Raw genomic sequence first — 23244 nt, forward strand, 5'->3', positions numbered from 1 at the left:
GAGGGGGGAGGGTGCACACTACGTGGGCCTCGCGACGCGTCTGGCCTCGCCCTCCGTCAGCGGCCTTCGGCCGCTGCCACCTCCCCCTGCGGGGGAGGGGAGTCAGAACGGGCTGGCCCCTCTCCGCGCGCTGTCCAAGTACCAAGTACCAAATACGGTTGCCCGCCCGGGCCAGGGGTGGGATACGCTGCTCGGCGTAATGCAGCGCGTCATCGAACGGATCCTCAACCTGCTCGCCTACCTGCTCACGGTGGGGCGCCCGGTCACCGCTGACGAGATCCGCAACACGGTTGCCGGGTACGACCAGGACACCGACGCAGCCTTCCATCGCACCTTCGAGCGGGACAAGGACCTGCTCCGGCGCCTCGGGGTCCCGTTACGGCTCGACTTCACCGACCGGTGGGAGGTGGAGGAGGGGTATGTGGTCTCTCCGCAGGAGTACGCCATGCCCGACCCCGGCCTCACCGACGAGGAGCGGGTGGCGCTCACCATCGCCCTGCGCATGGTGCGTCTCGGGGGAGAGGCTCCCGGAGAGGCGGGCCTCTTCAAGCTCGGGGGACTCGGGTCGGGGGGCGCCGACGGACCGTTCGCCGCCCACCTGGACGCCACACCAGATCTACCGGTCGTCTTCACCGCCGTCGTGGAACGCCGCCTGCTGTCCTTCGACTACCGGGACACCGCCCGGTCGGTGCGACCCCTGGGCCTCGTCCACCGAAACGGCCACTGGTACCTGATCGCCGACCTCGCCGACGGCGGCCGACGGGCCTTCCGAGTCGACCGCATGGCCCGCGTCGAGGTGGGTGAGCGGCCCGGTGCATTCGAGCGGCCAAAGGGGTTTAGAGCCGGAGACGCCGTCGCCGACGCCCCCTGGGAGGCCGGTGCGGACGACCTCAGGGTCTCGATCGCCTTCGATCCGTCGGTCGCCTGGTGGGCCCGGCGGCAGCTCACCGGCAGCGCCGAGGTCACCGAGGCAGACGACGGCGGTATCCAGGTCTCCCTCCCGGTTCGGTCGCGATCGGCCCTCTTCAGCTGGCTCATCGGTTTCGACGATCACGCCGAAATCCTCGAGCCGTCCGAGGTGATCGACGCCTTCGTGGCCCACGTCAGCGGTGCTTCGACATGAGTAGCGAACGCACCGTGGCTCGCCTGTCGCGGCTGCTGGCGATGATCCCGTGGGTGATCGCCAACCCCGGGCGGCCCCCCGAGGAGGTGCAGCAGCGGTTCGGTTACGGCAGTCAGGCCGAGCTGGTCAAGGACCTCGAGATCCTGTTCCTGTGCGGCCTGCCCGGATACGGACCCGACCAGCTGATGGACATGTACATCGACGACGACGAGGTCTCGATCGAGATGGCCGAATACTTCGCGGCCCCGCTGCGGCTCACCGCGGCCGAGGCCCTGGTACTGCTCGCCGCCGGCAGCGCCGTGCTGTCGTCCGGAATGGGGTCATCGGATGCGTTGGAGCGGGCCGTCGCCAAGCTGCGCGCCGTCATCGCACCATCGGAGATCTTCGACGTCGGGCTCGATCCGTCGCCCGGAGTCACCGCCGTCCTCGAGGGAGCGGTTCGGGATCACCGCGTCGTGCGGATCACTCACGCCTCGATGGCGTCGCATGCCACGACCGAACGCGAGATCGAACCGTGGGGTGTCTTCACCACCCTGGGGAGCTGGTACGTGGTCGCCCACTGTCGCCGCGCCGGCGATCGCCGGGTCTTTCGCGTCGACCGGATACGAGAGGCGGAAGTGCTCGACGAGGAGTTCGAGCCGCCGTCGGATCCCCCCGACGAGTCGGTGACCTACCGACCGGGTCCCGACGACTCCACGACCCGCATCCGACTGGAGCCTCAAGCCTCGTGGGTAGTGGACTACTACCCGGTGGACGTGGTCGATCGGGGCGCCGACGGTACGACCGTCATCGACTTCGCCGCGCCGGATCCGATGGTGACGGCGCGGCTCCTGCTGCGTCTGGGCACCGACGCCACGCTGCTGGCGGGGGATGAAGCCGCAGGATCCCTCAGCGCACTGCGCCAGGCGGTCCTGGATCGCTATGGACGACCCTCCGCCTGACGCGGGGCGAATGACCCTGAGGTGACTATGCGTCAAATGGTCATACAGGGCCCGTCGGGCGAGCCGATATGTCCTAGTAAGGGACAGCCACACACACCGGAGACCCTGATGACCATGATCCGAACGACCTGCACCACCTGCGGTGAAGTCGAACTGATCCCCGGCGAGCTGACACTCCAGCTCACGGCGCTCGACGGTGCTGGCACCTACTCCTTCTCCTGCCCGGCGTGCGGATTCGATCAGCGGCGTCCTGCCAACCATCGGGTCATCAGCATCCTGCTCGCAACCGGAGTCGACTACGAGGTGATCGAAGACAAGTCGCGGATCACCGAGACCGAAATCCGCAGGTTCTCTGCGGCCCTCGATGCAGAGGACTGGGCGGAGCACCTCCAGATCTGAGATCGCGCGCAAATAGGCTCGCCCCGGGATGAGGTCTCTGCTTGCCACAAGCAGAGACCTCATTGGACCCGCGACCTATTTGCGCGCGATCTGAGCCCCGGCCGGGTCACCCGGCTGGCACTGCCTACCATTCCAGCATGGGCGGGGTCAGTGCATCCGAGTTCCTCCTCATCACCCTGGTGATCCTCGTGGTCTTCGGCCCGCGTCGCCTACCGATGCTGGCGCGCAAACTGGGGCGTCTGCTTCGCGAGCTGCGCGGCTATGCCTCCGAACTCCGCGCCGGCATCGAGGCAGAGATCGACGCCACCGAGCCCGACACGGAACTCGGCCGCGCCCGACGCCAGGACGCCGGACCGCCGCCTCCCGGGGAGCCCCCGGCATGACCGATGGTCGTCGCGGCCCCCTCATCGGGCACCTGGAGGAACTGCGCACCCGGATCATCAAGGCCGCCATCGCCGTCGTGGTTGGGACCATCGTCGCCTTCGTCTTCCGGCGTCAGATCTTCGACCTGATCATCGCCCCCTACGCCGAGGCGTCGGGCAACGACGACCTCGTCTTCTTCAAGCCCACCGAGGCCTTCGCCCTCTACATGCGCCTCGGGCTGTTCGGCGGGGTCATCATCGCCAGCCCGGTGATCCTGTTCCAGCTGTGGCGGTTCGTAGCCCCGGCCCTGTCCCGTCGCGAGCGACGAGCCGTCATCCCAGTCGTCGGGGTGCTGACACTGCTCTTCGTCGGCGGGATCGCCTTTGGCTACTGGATCCTGGAGTACGGACTCGAATTCCTCCTCGGGTTCGGGGGCGACCAGCTGACCCCGGTCATCGGCGGCAACGAGTACGTCTCGTTCGCCGTCCAGTTCCTCCTCGTCTTCGGACTCGCCTTCGAGTTCCCCGTGTTCCTCTACCTGGCTGCGCTCATGGGTGCGCTCACCTGGCAGCGGCTCGCCCGGGCGAGGAGGGGAGCGCTGGTGACGATCCTCGTGGTCAGTGCCGTGGTGACGCCGGGGGACGTCTTCACCATGCTGGCGATGGCTGTGCCGGTGTACGCCATGTACGAGATCACCATCCTGCTCATACGGCTCACCATCCGACGGTGAACGCCTCCGCGTATCTGGACGGGCTGGCCTTCCCCGCTGACGACTTCCAGCGGCGCGCGGCGCGTGCCATCGACGAGGGAGCCACCGTGGTGGTCAGTACCCCGACCGGCTCAGGGAAGACCGTGGTCGCCGAGGCGGCGATTGCCCGCACCATCGGCCTCGGACGACGGGCCATCTATACGACGCCGATCAAGGCCCTGTCCAATCAGAAGTTCGGCGACTTCCGACGGGCGCACGGGAACGACGCCGTCGGCCTCCTCACCGGTGACAACACCATCAACCCGGGCGCATCCATCGTGGTGATGACCACCGAGGTGCTGCGCAACATGATGTACGCCGACAGTGCCGACCTGCGCGCCGTCGGGGTCGTCGTCCTCGACGAGGTGCACTACCTGCAAGACCGGCAACGCGGCGCCGTCTGGGAGGAGATCATCATCCACCTCGACCCGGCGATCCCGCTGGTGTGCCTTTCGGCCACCGTCGCCAACGCCCTGGAGTTCGCCGACTGGATCGGTGAACGGCGGGGACGGACCGAACTGATCGCCTCCGACGAGCGACCGGTGCCCCTCGAATCGCTCTACCTGGTACGCGACACCTGGGACCGGAGCCAACTGCGACTCCACCCGCTCTTTCACGGTTCCCGCCCCAATGAACGGCTGGCGCGCACCCTGCGCAGCGGAGGGGGAAGGCGCTACGCCGCGCCGCGACGCTTCGAGACCGCCGAACTCCTGCGCAGGACCGGGCTGCTTCCGGCGATCTACTTCATCTTCTCGCGCGCCGGGTGCGACGCCGCCGTCGATGCCGTCGTCGAGCGAGGCCTTTCCCTCGCCGGACCATCCGACCGCTCCCGCATCCGTGAGCTCGCCTCCCAACGGTTGGCCCATCTGAGTCCCTCCGACCTCGCCGTGATCGGCCACGACCGCTGGCTCCGGGGATTGACCTCCGGTGTCGCTGCCCATCACGCCGGGTTGGTGCCGGCGATGAAGGAGACGGTCGAAGAACTGTTTGCCGCCGGTCTGGTGCGACTCGTCTTCGCCACCGAGACCCTGGCGCTGGGGATCAACATGCCGGCCCGATCGGTGGTCCTGGAGTCGCTCTCCAAGTTCACCGGAGAGGGGCACGAGCTCCTCCAACCGGGGGACTACACCCAGCTCACCGGCCGGGCGGGCCGAAGGGGCATCGACACCGAGGGCACCGCGGTGGTCCTCCATTCGCCTTACGTCGAGTTGGACCGCGCCGTGGCCATCGCCGCCAGGGGCAGCCATCCTCTCCGCTCCAGCTTCCGGCCGACCTACAACATGGCGGTCAACCTCATCGCCCGCTACGACCGCCCCACCGCCGAGGCGCTCCTCGATGCCTCGTTCGCCCGGTACAGCGAGACGCGTCGGAGCCGCGAGGCCCGCGATCGGCTCGGCGCCGACGAGGAGAGGCTCACCGAACTCCGTGCCCGAGCCGAGCGGGCCGGAGACGATGTGTGGAACGACGCCCGGCAGCCCGCCCCGAGCCCTGCAACGGCCGTGGCGGCGCTGACCCGGTCGCTCGCTCCCGGCGACGTGCTGGAAGGCGTCAGCCGCTCTGCCCCCGAGGCTCGCCACGCAGTGGTGGCGAGGGCCTGGGGCTCCCATCCCCGGCTGGTCACCGTCGACGAGTCCGGTGCCATGCACCGCCTGGCGACGACCCGGCTGCCGATATCCGTGTCGGTACTCGGTCGCATCGACCTCCCGACACCACGACGGACCCGCGACCCCGGCTTTCGCAAGCAGGTCACCGACACGCTGCGGGCGTTCGAGCCGGTACCCGGCGAGCGTCGCTCGGTCGAGCAGGCCACCCCCGACACCGACGATGCCGCCGCCCTCGACGCGGCGAGGCGCGCCCTTCGCCTCGAGGCCCGCATGGAACGCGACCGCCTCGCCCTCGAGACCTCCGGGGGCGGGCTGGTGCGACGCCTCGATGCGCTCGTCACGGTGCTCGGCGAACACGGGTACACCAGCGGCTGGAGCCTGACCGACAAGGGGCAGCGGCTCCGCCGCCTGTACAACGAACTCGATCTGGTCCTGTCCGAAGCCCTCGACGCCGGGCTGTTCCTCGACCTCGACGGGCCGTCGATGGCTGCCGTCGCCTCCGCATTCACCTACGAGGCTCGGCGCGAGACGCCCGCTTCCGAGTGGCCGCGTGGCCTCGTCACCGTCGGAGACCGCCTCGAGGAGGCGTGGACGGCCATCTCTGCCCGGGAGCGCGCGCTCGGGATCCCACCCTCCAGAGCGCCCGATCCAGGGTTCGCCGAGCCGATCAGTAGCTGGGCCTCGGGGGCGCTCCTCGGCGATGTCATCGGCACCGAGATCTCGGTCGGTGACTTCGTACGCAACTGTCGCCAGCTCATCGACCTCCTGCGTCAGGTCGTCGACGGAGGCCATACCGGTGCACCCGCCGCCAGGGCCGCCATCGATGCAATCGACCGTGGTGTCGTGGCTGCGGTGGGCATCCTGTGAGGCCGCTGCTCCTCGCCGTTGGAACGGATCCTCCATCGTCCAGCCGGATCGACGCGGCGCGCGTCACCCGCTCGTCACTACCCGCTGCGGCCCGGAGCGCTCTGGAGGCCGGGTGTCTTCGCATCGGGATCCTCGGCTCCGATGCGGACGCCGCGGTGGTCGGCGCGGAGGCCCAGCGCCTCGGAACCCAGGTGGAGATCGCCATCGGCCCGGACGGCGACCTCGCCCGCGTGTTCGGCCTCGGACCGGGCAGCTCGGTCGCCGACCGGCTCGTGCACGGAACCCGCTATCCGATCGACCTTGGGATCGTCGAGGGCGCATGGGGGATGAGCGTCTTCCTCAACGACGTGGGCTTTGGGGTGGCGAGCACCCGTCCCGGCCGGCTGCGGTGGTTCGCCGCCGGCCGCGGCCGAGCAGTGGTCACCGGTCGCCGTCGTGTGGAAAAGTATCGGGCCAGCGGCGTCCTGGTCACGAACGGGCAGTTCTGGCACGGCCTGGCCGTTTCGCCGAAGGCCAGTCTCGTCGACGAGCGGCTCGAGTACCAGGTGATAGCCGTGCCCCGCCGTCGGGCAGCTACCGCCCTCGCCGCGATGCGCCTCGGCCTCCACGGATCCTCCCACGGCCTGCAGCGGGGTCGTGCCGACGTGATCGAGGTCCAGGTGGCACCCGAGTGGGCCGTTGCCGCCGATCGTTGCCGGATCGGGCGGGGGAGCGCGACGGTCCGGGCCGTGCCGGGGGTCGTCTCGCTGCTCATCTGAGCGCTCCGCGGCACGCCTTCGACGACGCGGCCCGAACCGAAACCCCTCGGATATACTCCGGCCCGCCCTCGCCCCCCTGGAAGGCTCCTCATGGTTCCCAAGGAAGATCTCGACACCGAAGAAGAGTGGAAGGACGACGACGTCGCGTCCGATGGTGACGCCTCCGAGCCCGACGACGTCGACCCCGACGAGCTCGACGACGAGGACTTGGAGATTGACGCGATCGACCTCGCTGTCGCCGACTCCCCGGACACCGACGACTCCGACGAGGTGGAGGACGACGAAGAGGATGACGAGGCGCTCGATGAGCTCGAGGCCGAGGAGCTCGACATGCTCACCGACGACGAGGCCGCCGAGAGCCTGCCGATCGACGAGGTCGCCGAGATCCGGAAGCTACGCCGGGAAGCGATCGAGCTGGACTCGCTCGCAGAGTCCATCGGTGAGGACGAGTTCGTGTGCAACAACTGCTTCCTCGTGAAGCGGAGCAGCCAGTTGGCCGACAAGCGAAAGAGGCTCTGCTCCGACTGCGTCTGAGTAAGCGGGGTAACTTGTCGGTCGTGCAGGCTCGAGTCGTCCCAGCGGACACCACCCACGTCACCGACCTCGTCCGCCTCTATCGGGGCCTCGAAGCCGAATTGACCGCCCTCAAGCCGATGTGGCGCCTCGGCGACGGCCTCCCCGAGCCGGTCGAGGTGTCGCTGGCTGAAATCGTCGAGGACGAAGGCTGGCTGTCGTACGTGGCTGAGATCGACGACCTCGTCGTGGGGTTCCTGTTGGCTCGCGACGAGGAACTTCTCCCACAAGCCGAAGGCCGCCGGGTGGGCTCGGTGCGGTTCATTTACACCGATGCCGAGGTACGGGAGGTCGGAGTGGGCGAAGCGATGATCCGTCGCTATCTCAACGACGCTCGGAGCCGGGGGATCGCCCTCTTCGACGCCCATGTGTCGCCCGGCCACCGCCTGTCCAAGAACTTCTTCGAGGCGCACGGGTTCAAAGCGCGATCCATCGTCATGCATCGGGACGAGTCGTGATCGGCCGGGGGGAGGTCACCGAACTCCTCCAGGCCCTCATCCGCAACGCGTGCGTGAACGACGGAACCGTCGCTTCCGGGCAGGAGCGCCGATCGGTCGAAACCCTCGCCGCCTACCTCGGCGAGCGCGGCACCGAGTTCGAGCCGCATCCGGGACGGGCCAGCGCGCTCTACCGAGTACCCGGCGCCCGAGAAGACGCCCCTTCACTCATGCTGATGGGTCACCTGGACGTGGTACCGGTGACCCGGGACGCCTGGACCCGTGACCCTTTCGCCGCCGAGGTCCACGACGGGTTCGTGTGGGGTCGCGGCGCGGTGGACATGCTCAATCAGACCGCGGCGATGGCGGCCGTCTTCCAGCGCTACCTGACCGGCGAGCTTCCACCGCTCCCCGGAGACCTGCTGTTCCTGGCCGTCGCCGACGAGGAGGCAGGCGGGGTGCACGGCGCCCGCTGGCTGGTCGACCAGCACTGGGACTCGGTGGCCTGTGACTACCAGCTCACCGAGATCGGAACACCCCACCTGCCGCTCTCCAGCCGGGAGGGACTCCCGATCACGGTCGCCGAGAAGGGGCCACAGTGGAGACGGGTGAGGAGCCGTGGCGTACCCGGGCACGGGAGTCAGCCCTACCGATCGGAGAACGCCCTGCTGCCACTTGCAGCCGCCATCGCCAGCCTGCGCGATCGCCGACCATCAGCCTGGATGAGCGCCGAGTGGGTCCGGTTCGTCGAGGCGTGGGCTCCGGAGGGCGAGCTCGCCGACGAACTCATCGACCCGGAGCGCATCGAGGGTGCCATCGCCCGGCTTGCCGAGACCGATCTCGGACTCGCCCGGTGGGTGGAGGCGTGCACCCACCTCACCCTCAGCCCGAACACACTCCATGCCGGGGTCAAGACGAACGTGATCCCCGACGAAGGCGTCGCCGAGATCGACATACGGGTCCTCCCCGGGCAGGACCGGCAACACGTGGACGACTATCTGGGAAAGGCCTTCTCCGATGCTGACGCCGACGTCGACCTGGAGATGGTGGAGGCGAGCGACGCCTCGGGATCTGCGCCCGAAGGCCCCCTGTGGGATGCGGTGGCTGCCGCCATCGCCGATGTGGCACCCGGCACCCACCCCGTTCCGGCCATGATTCCTGTCGGGACCGACGCCCGCTTCTTCCGGCGCCGCGGGACGGTGGCGTACGGGGTCGGTCTCTTCGACACCCGGGTCACCTTCGGCGACTTCCTGAAGATGTTCCACGGCCACGATGAACGCGTGAGCATCGAGTCGGTGGGCCGCACGACCGACCTCACCGCCCGGACGGTTCACGAGTTCGGGCAGCTGACCGGCTAGTCGGCGACCCGCAGCACCAGGCCGCGCACCGGCTTCGGATCGAATCTCGTCCCCTTGGGAGGGAACGGAACTCCGGCGTCGGCGGCAGCCAGGACGGTATCCATGGGAACGGGGGACAGGAGCAACGCGGCGTCGCCAGGACCCAGGTATCGCACCGCCGAAGCAGTGGAGGCCACGTAGGTCGCGTCGGCTTCCGTCACCCCGACGACCGGATACAGAGCAGCCGCGGCGAGCGCGGCTCCCGAGCCCTCGAGAGCGGACGGCACCCTGGCGTGCCCGTCGGGTGTCGGCCGCAACCGCCACCGGGCACCGTCTCCGCCCACCCAGACGATCGAACCCGCAATCGGTCCCCTGCTCTGGGTCGGGGTCACCTCGAAAGCGCCGCCGATCCTGGTCGGCAGCGGCCCCACATTGGTGAAGACGCGGTGGAAGGTCCCGACGCGCAGCCCGCGCCCTCCGTCGCCGACGACCATGGCGAGGATGCGGGCGGTGTCGCCCCGAACCGACCGAACGGCTCGCGCCCGGTGATGTCCGTCGGCGATGACCATCGGCGTCGTGCCCTCGAAGCCCTCTGGCAGATCAACAGGGCGGACGCGGTGTATCCAGGTGCCGACCTCGGCGGCGGCGCCCGCACCGAACCCGCCTCGCAGCACGGGCATCGGAAGACGGGTGACCAGCAGGATGGGGCGGATTTCGACCGGAGGCGGCGGGTCGAGCAGCGTGTCCCGTGTTTCCTCATGGGGGAGCAGACGATCGATGTCCACCTCGCCGACGAGCCCCCGCACGACGGTGACTCCGCCTCGTTCCATCGTGTAGGAGAAGTACCGCGGGCCGCGGGTGCGCCTCAGCGTGCCTGCGGCGATGGCGAGATCGAGGACCAGGGCCGACTGGTACCGTCGGGCGTCCTCACGGATGCGGCGGGCGCGGGTGGCGAGCGCGGTGCTTCGCTCGGGAACGGACTGCCTGGGCAGATAGCCGCGGAAGGGAAACAGCATTGGCCCTCAGAGTTCTAGCCGGGGTTATCGGTCCCGGCAATGTGGTCCTCGACCTCGACGGCACCCTCTACCGGGGATCCGACCCGATCCCGGGAGCTGCCGAGGCGGTTCGAGCGGTCGAGAATGCCGGCTGGCGCGTCGTGATCGCCACCAACAATGCGACACGGCATCGACGCGAGGTGTCCGAGCACGTGCGCCGGGTGGCTGGCCTGGAGGTGGCTCCGGAACGAGTGGTGACCTCTGGTGACGCCGCGGTGCGCGCCCTCACCGCCGACGACGTCCCGGCCTTCGTCGTCGGCCAGTCTGGGCTTCGCCTGACCCTCGAAGAGGCCGGCATCGCACTCACCGAGGTGCCTGACCAAGCGCGATCGGTCGTCATCGGCCTCGACCGGACCTTCGACTACGACCGGCTCGCCGCCGCCAGTCGGGCTGTGTTCGGGGGCGCCAGGATCGTGGCGACGAACGGCGATACCACGTTCCCTGGGACATCCGGCCCCGAGCCGGGTACCGGAGCCCTGGTGGCGGCGGTCGCCGCGGTGACGGCCGCCACACCCACGGTGGTTGGGAAGCCGAGCGAGCCGATGCGGGAGGCCGTTGCCTCTGTGCTCGGCCCCGGGCCGACGGTGGTGATCGGAGATCGCCTCGACACCGACATCGCCTTCGGAGCAGCTGCCGGATGGCCAACGATCCTGGTGCTCACCGGCGTGACCGAGGAGTCGTCGATCGCCGCTGCATCGCCGAGGCCGGATCTGGTCATGGCCTCCCTGGCCGATCTACCGACCGCTCTGGGGTTGGACCCTCAGGCGTAGGGGGTGCGCGAATAGATCGCTGGCTTCATCAGGCATCGGCTTGTGGCAAGCCGATGCCTGATCCCGGCGCGAGCCTATTCGCGCACCCCCTCAGTCGTATCGGCGGCCGGCTCCTTCCAGCGTGCGCGCCAGGAGGGCCTCCCGGAAGGGCAGGGCGATGATGGCGCCGGCGAGGAACCCGGCCACATGGGCTTCCCAGGCGATCGACGACTCCTCGCCGGCCATGAGGAACTGGCTGAGGAACCAGATGCCCAGGAACCAGATCGCCCGGATGGCGACAACCCGGAAGAAGATGAGGGTCAGGACCCGGTGCGTCGGGAACAGCACCACGTACGCGCCCATCACCCCGGCGATGGAACCAGATGCTCCCACGAGCGGGATGGTGAGGGAGGGGTTGAGGGCGACGAAACCGATCGTGGCGGCGATCCCGGTGGCGACAAAGAACATGAGGTAGCCGACATGGCCGAATGCCTCCTCGACATTGTTGCCGAAGATCCACAGGCTCCACATGTTGAAGAGCAGGTGGACGATGCTGCCGTGCAGGAAGATCGAGTTGAGGACCGACTGCCAGATGCTCTTGTCCGGGAACACCGTGGCGCTGCTGGGATCGTCGCGGCAGATGCCGGTTCGGATCTCGTCGACATCGAGGGGGGCGCCGGTGGTGATCTCACAGGCGATGGCGGCGTGGCGGTAGACGAATCGATTGCTGTCGTCGACGTCCTGGGGCTGCACCAGGAAGAAGATCGCGGTGCACAGCACGATCAGCCCCCAGGTGATGAGTGGACGAATCGCCGTCGGGTTGATGTCGCGAATCGGGAGCAATGGCCGCTTCCTGTCGCTCGCTCGGGGGATAATGGACGCCATGGATGATACGCACCTGGACCCGTTGGTCTCGGAACTCGAATCCGTAGACCCCGCCGACGCCCCCGAGATCGCCGATGCCGCCGTGGCCGAGCTCGCCGAGCAGCTCGATGCCCTCACCCGGGAGGCGGATCCTGCGCCGGAGGCTTGACACCGAACTCGTCGAGCGCGGACTGGCCACCAGTCGGGCAGCCGCCCACGATGTGATCTCTCGGGGGCTGGTCGCCGTCGAGGGCGTCCCCACGCCGAAGCCAGCCACGATGGTGTCCTCGAACCAGAGTGTCGCCGTGGTGACCGGCGACCATCGCTGGGCGAGCCGCGGCGGGGAGAAGCTCGACGCCGCGCTGCGCGCGTGTGGCCTCGACATCGCCGGGCGGCGGTGCCTCGACGTGGGGGCATCCACCGGCGGGTTCACCGACGTGCTCCTGGAGAGGGGTGCCCAGAGCGTCGTTGCCCTCGATGTCGGATACGGGCAGCTGGCGTGGAACCTGCGCCGCGACCCCAGGGTGCGGGTGGTGGAGAGAACCAATTTCCGCTACGTGGATCCGGCCGCCATTGGAGCTCCTTTCGACGTCATCGTGGTCGACGTCTCCTTCATCGGGATCAGCGCCATCGCCCGCAAGCTCCACGACTGCGGCTCCGCCGGTACCGACCTGGTCGTGCTCGTCAAGCCTCAGTTCGAAGTGGGGAAGGAACGAGTGCAGCGCGGCGGCCTGGTCACCGATCCGGCGGCGCACCGGGATGCGATCTCCGGGGTCGCCGGCGCACTCACCGATCACGGCTGGGCACCCCGATCCCTGATCGCGTCCCCGATCACGGGCGCCAAGGGCAACCGTGAGTTCTTCCTTCACGCCGTCCTAAGAGGGTCGACCGCCCTGACCGCCGCCGAGATCGACCGAGCCGTCGCATGAGGTTCGCCGTCGTCGTGCATCCGACCCGCCAGATCGCCCTCGATGCCGTCGCCGCTCTTTCCGATCATGCCGCCGCCCATGGCATCGAGGTGATCGAGGATCCCGATGCGGCCGCCATGGGAGGCGTCGACATCCTGATCGCCATCGGTGGAGACGGCACGATGCTCGAAGCCGCCCGCCGCGCCCGCCCGAACGGCACACCCATCATCGGGGTCAACGCCGGCACCCTCGGGTTCCTCACCGAGGTGGCGCCGTCGGCCGTCGCCGAACTCGTCGATCGGCTCGCTGCGGACGACTACACGGTCGTGGAGCACATGACCCTGCGGGGCGTCCTCCCCGGTGGCGACACGATCGACGCACTCAACGACATCGTGACCGAGAAGGCGGTGAGCGAGCGGGTCGTGGACCTGTCGCTCAGGGTAGGGGGTGCCGCCGTGGCCGACTACCGGGCCGACGGCATCATCATCAGCAGTCCCACCGGATCGTCGGCGTACTCCTTCTCTGCCGGAGGTCCGCTGGTCGACCCATCGCTCGACGCGATGGTGGTGACGCCGGTCGCGGCCCACGATCTGTTCGCCCGACCCCTGGTCCTCGCCCCCGACGGGCTGCTCGAGGTGACCGTCACCGGTGATCGAGAGGCGATCGTCCATGCCGACGGCCAGCCGCACGGGCCGGTCCGCCCCGGGGAGACGGTCGCCGTGTCCAGGGGTCCGTTCCGGGATCGCATCATCCGCTTTGGGACCGGGGGCTTTGCCGGTACCGTCAGGGGAGCAGTCGGGAGACGCAATGCTCGATGAACTCCTCGTTGAGAACCTGGGCATCATCGAGTCCGCCCGCATCGAACCGGGCGCCGGCCTGGTGGCGATCACCGGCGAGACCGGCACCGGCAAGACGCTGCTGCTCGGGGCCATCAGGCTTCTTCGAGGCGAGACAGCCCGCGCCGACCGGGTCGGTCCCCACGGCGACGAGGCACGCGTCGAGGGCCGATTCGTCGGGGGCGGTGGTGAAACGGTGGTGACGCGACGGTTCGGTGGCCGCTCCCGGACCTACCTCGACGGTGAGATGGTCCCGGCCCGCGCCCTCGCCGACCGCGTCGACGACCTCATCGAAGTGGTAGCTCAGCACGAGCACGTCTCCCTCGGCCGTGAAACATCGGTGAGGGCGATGATCGATGGCCTGCTCGACGCAGACGGGCGCGCCCTGCGCGCCTCGTACGGAGAAGCGTGGCGTCGGCTCGCCGAATTGCGGGCCGAACGCGATGCCGCCGGGTCCGATCCCATGGCCCTGGCGCGGGAACTCGATCTCGCCCGCCATCAGGTCGCCGAGATCGACGGTGCCGGTCTCATCCCCGGCGAGGACGGGGACCTGCGCGGCCGGCTGTCACGATCCCGTCACGCCGAGGAGATCACCGCCGCCCTGGTGGCCGCGGTGCGGCTCATCGAGGGGGATGGAGCGGTGACCGATCAGGCCCGGACGGCTCTCGGCGCGGTGCGGGCGGCTGCCGAACTCGATCCGACGCTCGCACCCCTGGCGACCCAGATCGACGGGGCGATCGTGGAGCTCGATGAGGTGGCCCGGGCGATGACCCACGCCGCCGAATCGGTCGATCACGACCCTGCCGCCCTGCAGCAGATGGAGGAGCGCGCCGCGGTGATCGCCGACCTCCGACGCAAGTACGGCGCCTCGGTCGACGAGGTGCTCACCTTCGCAGACGAGCTGCGGGCCAAGGTGGAGCGCCTCCAGAACGCCGCCGACCGCGCCGACACCATCGCCGAGGAGATCGAACAGGCAGCGCACGAGGCCCGCCGCATCGGCACTGACCTCGGCGCCAGACGGCGGCTCGCTGCCGATCGGCTCACCGGGGGAGCGCTCGACCTCCTTCGCCAGCTCGGATTCAGTGCCCCGCATCTCACGGTCGAGTTCACCCCCGGGGAGCCCGCCGCTCACGGATGCGATCGCATGCACCTCATGTTCGCCAGCGACGAGTCGCTCACCCCGGGTCCTGCGGCTCGGGTGGCGTCGGGAGGTGAGTTGAGCCGGCTCGTCCTCGCCCTGCGGGTTGCCGCCGGCGTGGCCGACGCAGATGTGATCGCCTTCGACGAGATCGACGTCGGCGTTGGGGGGACGACAGCCCTGGCGATGGGCGAGATGCTCGCTCGACTGGCGGTGGGACGGCAGGTGATGGTGGTCACCCACCTGCCTCAGATCGCCGCATTCGCCGACACGCACTTCGTGGTGGACCGCGACGGTCACACCGCCACGGTGCGTCGGGTCGACGGGGAAGAACGACTTGCCGAGCTCACCCGCATGCTCGGCGGTCTGGGAGAGAGCGAGCAGGGGCGGCTCCATGCGGCAGAGCTGCTCGACACCGCGGGGGAGCGGAGGAGGGGGTCGTGAGGCAGTGCCTGCTACAATCACATTCCCGAAGGTCATGACACAGTTCGTCTTCGTCACCGGAGGGGTCGTCAGCAGCCTGGGCAAGGGCATCACGGCTGCGTCGATCGGTCGACTCCTGAGGGCACGCGGCATCGCGGCCGTCAACCAAAAGCTCGACCCTTACATCAACGTCGACCCTGGGACGATGAACCCGTTCCAGCACGGTGAGGTCTTCGTGACCGACGACGGGGGAGAGACCGACCTCGACCTCGGCCACTACGAACGCTTCACCGGTCGCAACCTGCAGCGGGACTCGAACGTCACCACCGGTTCCGTGTACCAGGCGGTCATCCAGAAGGAACGCCGCGGTGATTACCTCGGCGATACGGTCCAGGTGATCCCACACATCACCAACGAGATCAAGAGTCGGATACGCCGGCTCGCCGAGCGGACCGAGGCCGACGTCGTGATCACCGAGATCGGCGGCACGGTCGGTGACATCGAGATCCTCCCGTTCCTCGAGGCCATCCGGCAGCTCCGCAACGACGTGGGGCACGGAAACGCGGTGTTCATCCATGTCACCCTGGTCCCCTACCTGGCGCCGTCCGAGGAGCTGAAGACCAAGCCGACCCAGCACAGTGTCGCCGAGCTGCGCAGCCGCGGCATCCACCCCGACGCCATCGTGGTGCGCTCCGACCGCCCGGTCGACGAGAGCGATCGGCGTAAGATCAGTCTCTTCTGCGACGTCGATCCGGAAGCGGTGATCAACGCTCCCGATGCTTCGAACATCTACGAGGTGCCCCTCATCCTTCACGCCGGCGGCCTCGACGACGTCATCTGTTCCCGGCTGGGCTTGACGGGCGAGACCCCCGACCTGTCGGCGTGGACCGACATGGTCGAGCGGATGGCCCGTCCGACGAGGCGGGCAACCATCGCCCTGGTGGGCAAGTACGTCGACCTTCCCGACGCCTACCTCTCCGTCGTCGAAGCGTTGCGACACGGCGCCCTCGCCGCCGGAGTCGGCATCGACCTCCGGTGGATCCCGAGCGACGACCTCGAGGGCATGCTCGTCGACACCCACCTGGGTGAGGTGGACGGCGTGGTCGTCCCCGGTGGTTTCGGAGTCCGCGGCATCGAGGGCAAGATCAATGCCGTGCGGTTCGCTCGCGAGCACGACATCCCCTTCCTGGGTCTGTGCCTGGGCCTGCAGTGCGCCGTCATCGAGTTCGCCCGCTCACAGTTGGGGCTCCCCGAGGCGAACTCGGCGGAGTTCGATCCGATGACCCCCCACCCGGTCATCGACCTGATGTCCACCCAGAAGGGAGTCGAGGATCTGGGGGGCACGATGCGCCTCGGCCTGTATCCGGCCCGACTCGACCCGAAGTCCCGGTCGCGGGATCTTTACGGTGAGGACGTCATCTATGAACGCCACCGCCATCGCTACGAGGTCAACAATCGGTACCGGCAGGATCTCGAGGCAGCCGGCATGCTCATGGCGGGTGTTTCACCCGACGATCAGCTCGTCGAGGTGATCGAACTCCCGACGCATCCGTTCTTTGTGGCATCACAGTTCCACCCGGAATTCAAGAGTCGTCCCGACGACCCCCATCCACTCTTCGCCGGGTTCATGCGCGCTGCCGCCGAACGCCTCGTGGAGTCACCGGGGACGGTCGTCGATCTACCACAGGCTGCCGTCGACCGCCGCTGACGGCGGTGGGCCCATGGAAGACGACATCGAGGATTTCCTGGCATCACTGACCTCGGACCGCGGGCTCTCGCCCCGCACGGTCGCCGCCTATCGGATCGACCTGCGTCACTACACCGAACACCTCGACGGCGATGTCGCCTCTGAGTCCGCAGTGGCCTCTTTCATGCAGGCCCTCCAGCGCCGGGGCCTGGCCGCCTCGACCATCGGACGGCGCATGGCTGCGGTGCGCCAGTTCCACCGCTTCCTCGTGGCCGAAGGGCGGGCCGAGGCCGATCCGACGACGGCGATCGAGACACCGCGCCGCCCCCGCACCCTCCCGAAGGCTCTCACCGTCGACGAGACCTTCCGGCTCCTCGACGCCCCCGATCCGGCGACCGTCGCCGGGCGGCGGGACCGGGCGGTGCTCGAATTCATGTACTCCACCGGTTGCCGGGTGAGTGAAGCCGTCGATCTCGACGAGCTCGACCTCGACCTGGAAGGGGCCACCGTCGTACTCACCGGCAAGGGGGACCGTCAGCGTATGGTTCCGTTGGGGCGCATGGCAGGCGATGCCATCCGATCCTGGCTGCCCGACCGGGCCAAGCTGCGGAGCCCCGGGTCGGGAGCGGCACTGTTTCTCAGCCTCAAGGGGCGCAGACTAACCCGTCAGACGATCTGGGGGATGGTTCGCCGCCATGCGGTGCAGGCCGGTATCCCTCAGGCGAAAGTGTCACCGCACGTCCTGCGACACAGCGCGGCAACCCATATGGTGGAGGGGGGAGCCGACCTGCGTACCGTCCAGGAGCTGCTCGGTCACGCTAGCATCAGCACCACTCAGATCTACACGCGGGTGTCGCCGCGGCACCTCCTTGAGGTGTACGCCACGACCCATCCCCGCAGTTGAGAGGACCCACGCATCATGGCTGCAATCGACGCCATCGCCGACCGACTTCGTGCCGAACGCGACCATCTCGTGCACCAGCTCAGCGAGCTCGGCGCCAACGAGGATGGCGACCTGAGTCGCGATGTCGAGTTCGAGGAAGGCTTCGCCGATGCCGCGGCTGCGACCGCCGAGCGGACCGAGGTGATCGGCATCGTCGAGTCGATCAAGCGAATGCTCGACGAGGTAGACGCCGCCCTGGTGAGGGTGGATGAGGGCACCTACGGGACCTGCGCCCGCTGCGGCAAGGACATCCCGGAGGCCCGACTCGAGTTCCGTCCCGAGTCGATCTACTGCGTGGACTGTAAGGAGGCGGGCGCCTCCTGACGGGGGACCGACCCGCCGGAGGGCTTTAGATGCTCCACGAGAACGCCGTGATCGACGTGGTGCTGTTCATCGCCGCTCTCCTGCCGTCCATCATCCTCCACGAGGTCGCCCACGGGGCGGTTGCCCTGCGGCTCGGTGACACCACCGCGAAGGACGCCGGCAGACTGACCCTCAATCCGATCCCGCACATCGATCCCTTCGGATCGATCATCCTGCCGTTCGCCCTGGCGATGGCGCGGATGAACGTGTTCGGGTGGGCCAAGCCCGTGCCGGTGAATCCCTCGCGCTTCCAACGCCCCATCGAGGGCATGGCGATCACGTCGCTCGCCGGCCCGGCGACAAATCTCCTGCTCGCACTCGCCGTGGGGCGGCTCGGGCCGTTCCAGGACGTCGGTGGCGTCATCTACCTCACCTCGGATGCTCTCTGGGCGCGGCTGCTCCTCGGGCTGCTGATCGTCAACGCCGCGCTGGCCGTGTTCAACATGCTCCCCATCCCGCCCCTCGACGGGAGCAAGCTGCTTCCGTTGCTCCTGCCACCACGCGCCCAGGAGGTCTTCTACCGGGTGAGCCAGTACGGCTTCATCATCCTGTTCGCCCTCGTCTTCGTATTTCGCGACGCGCTGGCGTTTCTCGGCTCCTGGATCCGAGCGATCATCCGATTCGTCGTATGAGAACCCTGCTCCACCTGGCGCGCCGGTTCTTCGGATGGTGGCGCGCCGGTCGACCCGATCCCCCGATGCAGCTGTGGATCGGATCGTGCCTGGGTCCCGCCGAGGCCCGCCTCTTCTGGGAACAGCCGGTGCAGGACCAGGCGCATGCCGCTGCCGTCGGGGCGTACGTAGCCCAGCGTCGGCCCGAACGCGGCGACCTGATCGCCGCCGCCCTCCTCCATGACGTGGGGAAAGCGGCCTCGCGACTAGGTCCGGTGCGGCGGTCGCTCGCCACCGTGCTCGGCGGGCTCAGGCTCCCGATGCCCCGTCAGTTCAGCGCCTATCGGAACCACGGGTCAATAGGTGCCGAGATGCTCGAGGGGGTGAAGGCGCCCGCGATCGCCATCGCCTTCGCCCGCCACCACGGGGGTGCGCAGGCACCATCAGGCGTGGCACCCACCGACTGGACTCTGCTGCGTGAAGCCGATCATGGCGCCTGACCCGGTCCACCCGGGCCCGCCGATACCATGGCGGTCATGACGTTCGAGGTACGCACCCCGGTCTTCGAGGGCCCGCTCGACCTGCTGCTCGACCTGATCACCTCTCACCGACTCGAGGTGACCGAGCTCAACCTCAGCGACCTGGTCACCGAGTACGTGGCGCACCTCGACCTCATGCGCCAGATGGACCTCGACGTCACCTCCGAGTTCCTCGTCATCGCCTCGACCCTCATCCAGCTCAAGGCGCGTAGCTTGCTGCCGGGCGCGGGAGGCGTGGACCTCGACGAGGACCTGCTGCTGGCCGAAGAGCGGGACCGTCTGCTCTCGCGGCTGCTGGCCAATCTCACCTTTCGGGACGTCGCCGCCGTGTTCGCCCACCGATTGTCTTCGGCCGAGCTCATGGTGGGGCGGGAAGTCGGATTCCGGGCCGATGTCGAGTTGCCGATGCCGCCGCTGCACCTGAGCGTCGGACCCACCGAGCTGGCGACGATCGCCGAGCGGGTCTTCACCCCGGTCGTGGTCGAGCCCGACCTCGACCACCTCGACCTGGATCTCCCGTCGGTCGGCGAGGCGATGCGGGACCTCCGGGGCCGCCTCGTGAGTGACCTGGAGACGGACTTCGAGCGCCTCACCGACCACCTCAGCAGACCCGCCGAAGTCATCGCCTACTTCCTGGCCCTCCTCGAGCTTGCTCGGTGGGGCTTGCTGCGGGCCTCCCAAAACGAGCCGGGGGCACCCATCAAGGTGACACCCGGCGGTTCGGCAGCACCCGAACTCATGGTGAGCGAGTTCGATCTCGATCCTGGAGGAGCCGAATGAGCGTCGTCGCTGCACTGGAAGCGATCCTCTTCGTGGCGGAGCACCCGGTTTCCGAAGGGGAGCTGTCGGAGGCGCTCGAACTGCCCCCCGGTGAGGTGCGCACAACCCTGGCCCGGCTCGGCGATGTGCTCGCCGAGCGGGGGAGCGGGCTCGTGCTCCGGGAGGCTGCTGGCGGTTGGCGTCTTTATACGCGACCCGACCTGCATCCCCACCTCGAGCGGTATGCGGCCAGCCCGGGTGCCGGGCGCCTTTCCCGCGCCGCCCTGGAGACTCTCGCCATCGTCGCCTACAAGCAGCCCGTGTCGCGCGGGCAGGTGTCCGACGTACGCGGGGTCGACTCGGAACAGGCGCTGCGTACCCTGGAGCGGCATGGGTTGATCGACCAGGTCGGTGTCAGCCCGGGGTCGGCCGGTGCCCACCTGTACGGCACCACCGACGTATTCCTGGAGAAGCTCGGTCTGCGATCCCTCGATGATCTCCCACCGCTCGGCGACCACATCCCCGGGCCCGAGATGGTGGAGGTGCTCGAGAGGCCCTTCCGACCGGAGGAACCATCGAGCGACTCCAGAAGCTGATCGCCCACTCCGGGGTGGCGTCCCGCCGCACCGCCGAAGACCTGATCGGCGAGGGTAGGGTCACCGTCGATGGCGCGCCGGCGCATCTCGGCCAGAAGATCGACCCCACCGTCGCCACGGTCCTGATCGACGGCCTGCCGCTTCCGGTGCGACCCGACCTCGTCTACTACTTGCTCTACAAACCGCTCGGGGTCATCTCGACCAGCGAGGACGATCGGGGCCGCACGGCGGTCGTCGACCTGGTACCCGATGACGAACGGGTCTTCCCGGTGGGGCGTCTCGACGCCGACAGCGAGGGACTCCTCATCCTGACCAACGACGGCGACCTGACCAACCTGGTGACCCATCCCCGTCATGGAGTCACCAAGACGTACATCGCTCGGGTCACCGGCGTACCCGACCGGACGACGCTACGCCGACTCGTCGGCGGCGTGGAGCTCGAGGACGGGCCAGCACGGGCCGAGCGGGCCCGGGTGCGCTCGACGGCCGCTGGCGAGGCACTCGTCGAGGTCGTGATGGTGGAGGGGCGCAACCGTGAGGTGCGCCGACTGCTCGCCGCGGTCGGTCACGAGGTGATCTCCCTCGTACGCACGGCGATCGGCCCGATACGCGATCCCGACCTCGACCCCGGGTCCTGGAGGCTCCTCACCATGGTCGAGGTACGGGACCTCTACGGCGCGGCCAGAGCAGCCACATGACCCACGTGTTCCAAGGCCCGGGTCGTCCATTCAGGAGCGACATCACGGTCCCGGGAGACAAGTCCTTGTCGCATCGCGCCCTGATCCTCGCTGCCATGTCGCCGGGAAGCTCCCGGATCGCCGGTCTCGGACCCGGGCTGGACGTCGGCTCGACCCGGTCGGCCATCGAGGCTCTCGGAGCCGCCGTGACGTCGTCGGGTGACGCAGTCACCGTCGTCGGCGGTCCCGGGCGCTGGCACCCGCCCGGGACCCTCGACTGCGGGAATTCCGGGACCACGATGCGACTTCTCTCCGGCGCCCTGGCGGCGGCACCGTTCACCTCCACCCTGGTGGGGGACGCCTCTCTTAGCCGAAGGCCCATGACGCGGCTCGTCGAGCCCCTGGCCGCACTCGGCGCGGTGATCAGGACCTCGGCGGCCGGCACGGCACCCATCGTCGTCCAGGGCCGGCGCCTCGTCGGGTCGACGGTGTCGCTGGGGCTTCCGAGTGCCCAGGTGCGTACTGCCGTCGCCCTGGCTGCGCTCCAGGCCGATGGGGCGACGACGGTCACGTCACCGCCCGGGTTCCGCGACCACACCGAGCGCTGGCTGGCCGAACTCGGCCTGGGACGGTGGGTGGACGACACGACGTTCCAGATCACACCGGACGAGGTGCCGGCGATCGATCTCGTCATTCCCGGTGACCCCTCGTCCGCCGCCTTCGTGTGGGCGGCGGCGGCATTGGTGTCCGGATCGGAGGTGACCACCCGCGGGCTCTCGCTCAATCCCGGGAGGATCGGGTTCCTCCACATCCTCGACCGGATGGGTGCCGGCGTGGACATCCGACCGACGGGAGACGTACTCGGCGATCCGATCGGCGACGTCACGGTCCGGCACCGTCAGCTCAGCGGGATCCGGGTCGAGGGGCGACAGAGCGCCGCCGCCATCGACGAGCTGCCGCTGGTGGCGATCCTGGCCGCCGCCGCCGACGGAGAGACGGTAGTTGCCGACGCAGCCGAGCTGCGGGTGAAGGAGAGTGATCGCGTGCGGGGGGCGGTGGGGCTGATCACCGCCCTCGGAGGCGACGCCGAGGAACGGCCGGATGGCTTCGTGGTCCGGGGCCAACCGCTGTCGGCGGGTGTCTTCGACGCAGACGGGGACCATCGCCTCGCCATGACTGCGGCGGTCGCCGCATCCGGCGGCGGTAGGGTGGGGGTGGTGGGATTCGACGCAGCCTCCGTGTCCTGGCCGGGCTTCGACGGTGTCCTGGAGGGCCTGTGGTCGTCGTAGCGATAGACGGCCCGAGCGGGGTCGGCAAGACCACCGTTTCGCGGGCCGTCGCCGACGCCCTCGGCGTCCCGCACCTCGACACCGGCTCGTATTACCGGGTCGCCACTCTCGCAACGCTCCGGGCCTCGGGCGACCCTGCGGCCGAGGCGGACGTCCTCGACGCCCTCGATGACCGAAGCATCGACTTTGTGGACGGTCGGCTCCACCTCGACGGGTCTGACGCCAGCGGGCTCCTGCGCACCAACGAGGTGACGGCGGCGGTGAGCGCGGTGGCTTCCCACGCAGGCGTGCGGCGGCTGCTCGTCGAACACCAGCGATCCTGGGTGGCGGAACGCGGCGGGTCGGCCGTCGTCGAAGGCCGCGACATCGGCACCGTGGTCTTTCCCGACACTCCCATCAAGGTGTTCCTCACCGCCGACCCGGCTGTCAGGGCGCGTCGCCGGGCCGCCGATGAAGAAGCATCCGGGCGGGACGTCGCCGAGATCGAAACGGCTTTGATGGCAAGAGACACCGCCGACTCGACACGGGAGGTCGCCCCACTCCAGCCCGCTGCCGATGCGGTCGTCATCGACACGAGCGAGCTCAGCGTGGCAGACGTCGTACGCCGCATACTGGATCTCGTAGGAGCCGTCTGACGGCTTAAGGGGTGAGCGAATC

27 protein-coding genes are annotated in these 23244 nt (G+C 68.8%); 25 read left to right on the forward strand and 2 right to left on the reverse strand.

Annotated elements, in window-relative coordinates; all coding sequences use genetic code 11:
* The first annotated feature begins 199 nt into the window (after window positions 1-199).
* The 10 genes from WEA29_02045 (at window position 200) to WEA29_02090 (ending at window position 9171) form a co-directional block, all read left to right on the forward strand.
* Window positions 200-1123 (forward strand): WYL domain-containing protein, encoded by a 924-nt coding sequence (locus WEA29_02045; protein MEX2322537.1) that lies wholly within the window; start codon window positions 200-202, stop codon window positions 1121-1123.
* On the forward strand, window positions 1120-2064 hold the full coding sequence (locus WEA29_02050; protein MEX2322538.1) for a WYL domain-containing protein: 945 nt from the start codon (window positions 1120-1122) through the stop codon (window positions 2062-2064). Before WEA29_02045 ends, WEA29_02050 begins: the two co-directional genes overlap by 4 nt.
* Before the next feature lie 108 nt (window positions 2065-2172).
* Window positions 2173-2463, forward strand: a complete 291-nt coding sequence (locus WEA29_02055) for a hypothetical protein (GenBank protein ID MEX2322539.1) — start codon at window positions 2173-2175, stop codon at window positions 2461-2463.
* 137 nt (window positions 2464-2600) lie between these two features.
* Window positions 2601-2846: a twin-arginine translocase TatA/TatE family subunit gene (locus WEA29_02060; GenBank protein ID MEX2322540.1), complete on the forward strand. Its 246-nt coding sequence runs from the start codon at window positions 2601-2603 to the stop codon at window positions 2844-2846.
* Complete coding sequence (gene tatC / locus WEA29_02065) at window positions 2843-3556, forward strand: twin-arginine translocase subunit TatC (protein MEX2322541.1); 714 nt, start codon at window positions 2843-2845, stop codon at window positions 3554-3556. Before WEA29_02060 ends, tatC begins: the two co-directional genes overlap by 4 nt.
* Window positions 3553-6045, forward strand: coding sequence for a DEAD/DEAH box helicase (locus tag WEA29_02070; protein MEX2322542.1), 2493 nt, complete (start codon window positions 3553-3555; stop codon window positions 6043-6045). Before tatC ends, WEA29_02070 begins: the two co-directional genes overlap by 4 nt.
* Window positions 6042-6803: a hypothetical protein gene (locus tag WEA29_02075; protein MEX2322543.1), complete on the forward strand. Its 762-nt coding sequence runs from the start codon at window positions 6042-6044 to the stop codon at window positions 6801-6803. Before WEA29_02070 ends, WEA29_02075 begins: the two co-directional genes overlap by 4 nt.
* A 90-nt stretch (window positions 6804-6893) precedes the next feature.
* Window positions 6894-7337 carry a DUF4193 family protein gene (locus WEA29_02080; GenBank protein ID MEX2322544.1) on the forward strand — a complete coding sequence of 148 codons (444 nt, stop codon included), beginning with the start codon at window positions 6894-6896 and terminating at the stop codon, window positions 7335-7337.
* Between the two features lie 23 nt (window positions 7338-7360).
* Window positions 7361-7834, forward strand: coding sequence for a GNAT family N-acetyltransferase (locus WEA29_02085; protein MEX2322545.1), 474 nt, complete (start codon window positions 7361-7363; stop codon window positions 7832-7834).
* On the forward strand, window positions 7831-9171 hold the full coding sequence (locus WEA29_02090) for a M20/M25/M40 family metallo-hydrolase (protein ID MEX2322546.1): 1341 nt from the start codon (window positions 7831-7833) through the stop codon (window positions 9169-9171). The genes WEA29_02085 and WEA29_02090 overlap by 4 nt, the downstream gene beginning before the upstream one ends.
* Here WEA29_02090 and WEA29_02095 read toward each other — a convergent pair.
* Window positions 9168-10166, reverse strand: a complete 999-nt coding sequence (locus WEA29_02095; protein ID MEX2322547.1) for a hypothetical protein — start codon at window positions 10164-10166, stop codon at window positions 9168-9170. The genes WEA29_02090 and WEA29_02095 overlap by 4 nt on opposite strands.
* Before the next feature lie 41 nt (window positions 10167-10207).
* On the opposite strand from WEA29_02095, the gene WEA29_02100 reads away from it, so the two are divergent.
* A complete protein-coding gene (locus WEA29_02100) occupies window positions 10208-10975 on the forward strand; it encodes an HAD-IIA family hydrolase (protein MEX2322548.1) in 768 nt (255 codons plus the stop codon).
* Between the two features lie 90 nt (window positions 10976-11065).
* Here the strand turns inward: WEA29_02100 and WEA29_02105 are convergent, their stop codons facing one another.
* A complete protein-coding gene (locus WEA29_02105) occupies window positions 11066-11839 on the reverse strand; it encodes a rhomboid family intramembrane serine protease (GenBank protein MEX2322549.1) in 774 nt (257 codons plus the stop codon).
* Between WEA29_02105 and WEA29_02110 the strand changes: the two genes are divergently transcribed.
* The 14 genes from WEA29_02110 to cmk all read left to right on the forward strand — a co-directional run bounded on the left by WEA29_02110 (window position 11838) and on the right by cmk (window position 23222).
* On the forward strand, window positions 11838-11987 hold the full coding sequence (locus tag WEA29_02110; GenBank protein ID MEX2322550.1) for a hypothetical protein: 150 nt from the start codon (window positions 11838-11840) through the stop codon (window positions 11985-11987). The two genes, WEA29_02105 and WEA29_02110, sit on opposite strands and share 2 nt — an antisense overlap.
* Window positions 11947-12747, forward strand: a complete 801-nt coding sequence (locus tag WEA29_02115) for a TlyA family RNA methyltransferase (protein ID MEX2322551.1) — start codon at window positions 11947-11949, stop codon at window positions 12745-12747. The genes WEA29_02110 and WEA29_02115 overlap by 41 nt, the downstream gene beginning before the upstream one ends.
* Window positions 12744-13544, forward strand: coding sequence for an NAD(+)/NADH kinase (locus tag WEA29_02120; GenBank protein MEX2322552.1), 801 nt, complete (start codon window positions 12744-12746; stop codon window positions 13542-13544). The genes WEA29_02115 and WEA29_02120 overlap by 4 nt, the downstream gene beginning before the upstream one ends.
* Window positions 13534-15144, forward strand: a complete 1611-nt coding sequence (locus WEA29_02125; GenBank protein MEX2322553.1) for an AAA family ATPase — start codon at window positions 13534-13536, stop codon at window positions 15142-15144. Before WEA29_02120 ends, WEA29_02125 begins: the two co-directional genes overlap by 11 nt.
* A 34-nt stretch (window positions 15145-15178) precedes the next feature.
* The gene (locus tag WEA29_02130) at window positions 15179-16831 is read left to right on the forward strand and encodes a CTP synthase (protein MEX2322554.1); all 1653 of its coding nucleotides are present in this window, start codon (window positions 15179-15181) and stop codon (window positions 16829-16831) included.
* Window positions 16832-16844: 13 nt separating this feature from the next.
* The gene (locus WEA29_02135; GenBank protein ID MEX2322555.1) at window positions 16845-17714 is read left to right on the forward strand and encodes a site-specific tyrosine recombinase XerD; all 870 of its coding nucleotides are present in this window, start codon (window positions 16845-16847) and stop codon (window positions 17712-17714) included.
* Between the two features lie 15 nt (window positions 17715-17729).
* Complete coding sequence (locus WEA29_02140; GenBank protein ID MEX2322556.1) at window positions 17730-18077, forward strand: TraR/DksA C4-type zinc finger protein; 348 nt, start codon at window positions 17730-17732, stop codon at window positions 18075-18077.
* Window positions 18078-18106: 29 nt separating this feature from the next.
* Window positions 18107-18748, forward strand: coding sequence for a site-2 protease family protein (locus tag WEA29_02145; GenBank protein ID MEX2322557.1), 642 nt, complete (start codon window positions 18107-18109; stop codon window positions 18746-18748).
* Window positions 18745-19227, forward strand: a complete 483-nt coding sequence (locus WEA29_02150) for an HD domain-containing protein (GenBank protein ID MEX2322558.1) — start codon at window positions 18745-18747, stop codon at window positions 19225-19227. Before WEA29_02145 ends, WEA29_02150 begins: the two co-directional genes overlap by 4 nt.
* A gap of 36 nt (window positions 19228-19263) precedes the next feature.
* A complete protein-coding gene (locus WEA29_02155; protein MEX2322559.1) occupies window positions 19264-20046 on the forward strand; it encodes a ScpA family protein in 783 nt (260 codons plus the stop codon).
* Window positions 20043-20621, forward strand: a complete 579-nt coding sequence (gene scpB, locus WEA29_02160; protein ID MEX2322560.1) for an SMC-Scp complex subunit ScpB — start codon at window positions 20043-20045, stop codon at window positions 20619-20621. The genes WEA29_02155 and scpB overlap by 4 nt, the downstream gene beginning before the upstream one ends.
* Window positions 20622-20635: 14 nt before the next feature.
* Window positions 20636-21319, forward strand: a complete 684-nt coding sequence (locus WEA29_02165) for a pseudouridine synthase (protein MEX2322561.1) — start codon at window positions 20636-20638, stop codon at window positions 21317-21319.
* Between the two features lie 65 nt (window positions 21320-21384).
* Window positions 21385-22587, forward strand: coding sequence for a 3-phosphoshikimate 1-carboxyvinyltransferase (gene aroA, locus WEA29_02170; protein ID MEX2322562.1), 1203 nt, complete (start codon window positions 21385-21387; stop codon window positions 22585-22587).
* Window positions 22575-23222 carry a (d)CMP kinase gene (cmk, locus tag WEA29_02175; GenBank protein MEX2322563.1) on the forward strand — a complete coding sequence of 216 codons (648 nt, stop codon included), beginning with the start codon at window positions 22575-22577 and terminating at the stop codon, window positions 23220-23222. The genes aroA and cmk overlap by 13 nt, the downstream gene beginning before the upstream one ends.
* The last annotated feature ends 22 nt before the right edge of the window (window positions 23223-23244 follow it).

Source organism: Acidimicrobiia bacterium (assembly GCA_040902765.1).
Lineage (GTDB): Bacteria > Actinomycetota > Acidimicrobiia > Spongiisociales > UBA11373 > DATKBG01.

Coding starts and splice junctions, on each gene's coding strand:
- WEA29_02080 (MEX2322544.1), top strand. CDS start 6,894: ATGGTTCCCAAGGAAGATCTCGACACCGAAGAAGAGTGGAAGGACGAC.
- WEA29_02115 (MEX2322551.1), top strand. CDS start 11,947: ATGCCCTCACCCGGGAGGCGGATCCTGCGCCGGAGGCTTGACACCGAA.
- WEA29_02105 (MEX2322549.1), bottom strand. CDS start 11,839: ATGGCGTCCATTATCCCCCGAGCGAGCGACAGGAAGCGGCCATTGCTC.
- WEA29_02135 (MEX2322555.1), top strand. CDS start 16,845: ATGGAAGACGACATCGAGGATTTCCTGGCATCACTGACCTCGGACCGC.
- tatC (MEX2322541.1), top strand. CDS start 2,843: ATGACCGATGGTCGTCGCGGCCCCCTCATCGGGCACCTGGAGGAACTG.
- WEA29_02045 (MEX2322537.1), top strand. CDS start 200: ATGCAGCGCGTCATCGAACGGATCCTCAACCTGCTCGCCTACCTGCTC.
- WEA29_02095 (MEX2322547.1), bottom strand. CDS start 10,166: ATGCTGTTTCCCTTCCGCGGCTATCTGCCCAGGCAGTCCGTTCCCGAG.
- WEA29_02060 (MEX2322540.1), top strand. CDS start 2,601: ATGGGCGGGGTCAGTGCATCCGAGTTCCTCCTCATCACCCTGGTGATC.
- WEA29_02050 (MEX2322538.1), top strand. CDS start 1,120: ATGAGTAGCGAACGCACCGTGGCTCGCCTGTCGCGGCTGCTGGCGATG.
- WEA29_02055 (MEX2322539.1), top strand. CDS start 2,173: ATGACCATGATCCGAACGACCTGCACCACCTGCGGTGAAGTCGAACTG.
- WEA29_02145 (MEX2322557.1), top strand. CDS start 18,107: ATGCTCCACGAGAACGCCGTGATCGACGTGGTGCTGTTCATCGCCGCT.
- WEA29_02125 (MEX2322553.1), top strand. CDS start 13,534: ATGCTCGATGAACTCCTCGTTGAGAACCTGGGCATCATCGAGTCCGCC.
- WEA29_02150 (MEX2322558.1), top strand. CDS start 18,745: ATGAGAACCCTGCTCCACCTGGCGCGCCGGTTCTTCGGATGGTGGCGC.
- WEA29_02120 (MEX2322552.1), top strand. CDS start 12,744: ATGAGGTTCGCCGTCGTCGTGCATCCGACCCGCCAGATCGCCCTCGAT.
- WEA29_02110 (MEX2322550.1), top strand. CDS start 11,838: ATGGATGATACGCACCTGGACCCGTTGGTCTCGGAACTCGAATCCGTA.
- scpB (MEX2322560.1), top strand. CDS start 20,043: ATGAGCGTCGTCGCTGCACTGGAAGCGATCCTCTTCGTGGCGGAGCAC.
- WEA29_02155 (MEX2322559.1), top strand. CDS start 19,264: ATGACGTTCGAGGTACGCACCCCGGTCTTCGAGGGCCCGCTCGACCTG.
- WEA29_02130 (MEX2322554.1), top strand. CDS start 15,179: ATGACACAGTTCGTCTTCGTCACCGGAGGGGTCGTCAGCAGCCTGGGC.
- WEA29_02140 (MEX2322556.1), top strand. CDS start 17,730: ATGGCTGCAATCGACGCCATCGCCGACCGACTTCGTGCCGAACGCGAC.